3 protein-coding genes are annotated in these 3,824 nt (G+C 61.8%); 1 reads left to right on the top strand and 2 read right to left on the bottom strand.

Features of this window, described 5'->3' with window-relative positions; genetic code table 11:
- Both ABX749_RS25305 and ABX749_RS25310 read right to left on the bottom strand, forming a co-directional pair.
- On the bottom strand, positions 1-985 hold a 985-nt coding region (locus tag ABX749_RS25305), incomplete at its 3' end, for a beta-ketoacyl synthase N-terminal-like domain-containing protein (protein ID WP_372898454.1).
- A gap of 199 nt (positions 986-1,184) precedes the next feature.
- Positions 1,185-2,351: an N-acetyltransferase gene (locus ABX749_RS25310; protein ID WP_372898455.1), complete on the bottom strand. Its 1,167-nt coding sequence runs from the start codon at positions 2,349-2,351 to the stop codon at positions 1,185-1,187.
- A gap of 185 nt (positions 2,352-2,536) precedes the next feature.
- Here ABX749_RS25310 and ABX749_RS25315 point away from each other — a divergent pair, with 185 nt between their 5' ends.
- Complete coding sequence (locus ABX749_RS25315) at positions 2,537-3,397, top strand: TrmH family RNA methyltransferase (protein WP_372898456.1); 861 nt, start codon at positions 2,537-2,539, stop codon at positions 3,395-3,397.
- Positions 3,398-3,824: the final 427 nt, after the last annotated feature.

The raw sequence follows: 3,824 nt of genomic DNA on the forward strand, positions 1-3,824 counted from the left end.
CCGATTGGTCCAACACGGCCTGGATCGCCAAGCGGATCGCAGGGCCGGCCTGCCGCGAGTTGGCTGGATCGAGCTCCGATTCACGGTGGCCGCTGCGAACGGCGTCGGTGGCACTGAACCGCGAAGCCGTCGCGAGCACGGTGGCCAGCACGTCGGCACCGCGACGCTCCGCGTGGCGGCGGGTCTCCACCACCAACGACGCGGCGCCTTCGCCACCGACGACGCCGGGGGCGTCGGGATCATGCGGCCGAGACAGCTCTTCGATCGCCAGTTCGCCGCGGACCGGGACGGGTGAATCGCGATGGTACAGCATGCGGGTCGAGCCGATCCGGGTCCCGGTGGCACCGACCAGCACCACGTCGGCAATCCCCCGCTGCAAGTACGATTCCGCCTCCAGCAGCGCCGCCGGACCGGAGACGTCGCCCAGGACCAGCGAGTTATTGGGACCTTGAGAATTGATCGAAATCCCGACTTGGCAGGCCGGCATGTTGGGCAGGTACTTCAACATCCACAGCGGCATCACCTCGCGCCGCGCCACTTCACCAAATCGCTCCGGATGCAGCTGCCCCGATTCATCCAGGCAACCGCGGATCGAATCGGCCAATTCTTCCGGCGGGTTGAAAAAAATCTCGCTCCCATAGACCGCACCGAGTCGCTGGGGGGGAACCTCGCCGGAGTCCGTCGCGGGGATGGCGTCGGAAAGCCCGGCGTGCTCGATCGCCAGCTGGGCCGAAGCGAACGCCGTTTGGATTTCGCGGCACATCACCTTGAGTGCCTTACGCGGCTTGACGTATTGCTTGGGCTGGAAATCGACGATCGGCGCCCCGACCCAAACGCCATCGATCGCATCGTCAGGCCCCGGTGTCGCCTCCCCATCGGTCCTGTCGGCCAGCGAACGGACCCCGCTGCGGCCGTCCAGCAGTGCCTCAAAGAACTTTGCTTGCCCGATGCCGATCGCGCTAACAATCCCAACCCCGGTGATCACGATGGGTTCGTGCGGCATAGCAGTGGAAGGTGGCATTCGAGGAGAAGCGGGTGGAAGGCACAAATCGAGCCGCGAGTATGATTTGTCCTCCACTCGATGGCTAGACGTGGGGTAAGCATCCTGCTTGCCATCCCCAGAAAGTCAGGTAAGCATCCTGCTTGTCATGGAGCCGACTCGCAAGCCGGAAGCTTACGGCACGTTAGAGTTTTCGGTCGTAGATCCGCTGAGTCTTCATCTTGTGCGCCCCGCCGCGCTCGATCGTGCCCCGGGACAGGCGATTGCTCTCCAGAACCCAGGAGAATTCGCCGGTGTGGATGCCGAACTCGATCGCGTCGGGCAAAATCCGAGCCAACGTCACCAACCCCAGCCCCCAACTTTGGTACTTGGGCAAGACGTTGGTGCTGACCAGCCGCAAGCGGTCGATCTTGCGTTTTCCCAGCATCAGCTTGAGCCATCCGAACGGCAACAAGTGCCCGTTCATATGAATCAGCAACTGGTTGTAGTCCAACAATCCGAATCCCGCCCCGACCGGCTCGCCGTCAATCTCCGCGATACTTGTCAGCTCGGGAACAATCAACAGTTTCAACTGCTTGGATTGATGCTCCAGTTCCTCCTGGCTCATCGGAACGTAGCCCCAGGTCCGTTGCAGCGACTCATTGTAAATCTTCAGAAACGCCTGAACGTCTTCGTCAAATCGGGCGCGATCGATGGGTCGGCACTTGACATTGAAACGCCGCGTCGATTCCTCGATGACGAACTTCAACTTGGGATCGATGGTCGCCAGTTGGTCCATCGTGGCGTCGTAACAAAACACATCCTGGCACTTTTCGAATCCACACGCTTCGATCAACTTTCCGTAGTAGGCGTGGTTGTAGGGGATCAGAAACGTCGGCGGCGTGTCGAAACCGTCGACCAGCAATCCGACTTCGTAATTCAGACTCGGATTGACCGGGCCACGCACGTCCGTCATCCCTTGCCCGCGCAACCACTCGGCCGCGGCGTCAAACAGACAGCGACTGACATCGACGTCATCGATGCATTCAAAGAAACCGAAAAACCCCCGCTGTTCATTGTGGTGCCGGTTGTGGGCATGGTTGACGATGGCGACCACACGCCCGACCACCCGGCCATCCTTGCGTGCCAAGAACGCCTGGCTGTCCGCATCCTTGTAAAACGGGTGCGAACCGAATCCGCAAAGCTGCTTGCGTTCACTCCAGAGCGGCGTCACCCAATTCGGATCGCCCGCATAAAGCTCACGTTCCAGTTTCAAAAACGCCCGGCGGTCGAACCAACTCCGCACCGGCGTGCACTGAATCGCTGAAGAGGAATTCGCTGTGGAAGGCGTCGCTGTTGAATCGTTCATCATCCATCCCGTAAATCGTTCCGCTCGGTACCGCCCGGCGACAAGGTCCTGACCGCCCGGGGACAAGGTCCTGACCGCTCAGTGGCATGGCCCTGTCGTCGCGCCGGATCCGTGATACTATCTTCCCGGCGCGGTCGGGCACACCCGGATGCCTCGGTCCCGGCCCCCGATTCGATCCGTTTTTCTTTTTGCCCCTGCCTCGACTCTTGCTGACCAGCACCAGTAACCCGACCGTCAAACACCTGGTCAAGATGCGGGACAACCGCGCGCGGCGGAGAGCCGGGCGGGTGCTGGTCGACGGCTGGCGCGAGACGCAGCGGGCAATCGAAGCGGGACTTGATCCGATCGGCATCTACGTGGTTGCAGGTCGCGGCGATGCGGCGCCGACTCACCCGCAATCCGACGCCGAACGCTTCGTCACCGAATCGGCGGCTGGGGCGTTGGTCGAAGTCAGCCCCGCGGTGATGCAAAAAATCGCTTATGGCCAATCCGAGCGCGGCGTGGTCGCCGAATTCGCCGCCCCCGAGTGGGGCCTGTCCGAATTACAGCTGCCGGATGCTGGATTGGTGTTGATCCTGGACCAGATCGAAAAACCGGGCAACATCGGTGCCGCCTTTCGCTGTGCCGACGCGGCCGGCGCCGATGCCGTCATCTTGTGCCCCGCCGCAGCCGACCGCTTCAATCCGAATGCGATTCGCAACAGCTTGGGCGCGGTGTTTTCGGTGCCCTCGGCCACGGCAGACGAACCGCACGCCAAAGCATGGCTGGCCGAGCACGGGTACCGCATCTGCGCCGCGCGCGTTGAATCGTCGCGTCCCTTGTGGCAAGCGGATTTGACGGGACGTCTGGCGATGGTGATCGGCAGCGAAGCGCACGGGCTCGGCGATCACTGGCAGAGCGACGACGACGTGACCGTCGATGCGATTCGCATCCCGATGGCGGGAAACGTCGACAGCTTGAACGCCTCGGTGTCCGCCGCCGTGTTGCTGTACGAAGCCCAACGTCAGCGCCAGGCAGCCCGTTCAAACGAGCGCTCTGCCAAGAGGTGAATTTAGGATTGCGTTTGTCGAGCGGAAAAGGGATTAGGCAGTAACTTGCGGAACGATGAAACAATGACTGGGCCCACGGATAGCAGCGCGAACCCACGGATTTTCTTGCGCCCTGTCATCCGTGGGTTCGCGCTGCCATCCGTGGGTATTGTTTTCGACCGTTAGCCCGGTGAAATTGCTGAAGTGCTACACCAAAATGAAATGTGGTCGGAGCACTCGCCGGACAGCGTCACGCGTTTTCGAGTGAAAGGCGGCAGCGGCAACGGCGACGAGTCCTCTCGTTACGATCACTCGCCGATGCGATACAACGCGTGGCGGGTGCGTTGCAGCAAGCCGCCCTCGACGGGCACCGGGCTGGCCACGGTAAACGGTTCGTTGTCGGCCAAGCGGTTGGTTTGGACGACGTCGGGGCTGCTGGAATCCAACG

Source organism: Stieleria sp. (genome assembly GCF_041595215.1).
In the GTDB taxonomy this organism is placed as follows: Bacteria; Planctomycetota; Planctomycetia; order Pirellulales; family Pirellulaceae; genus Stieleria; species Stieleria magnilauensis.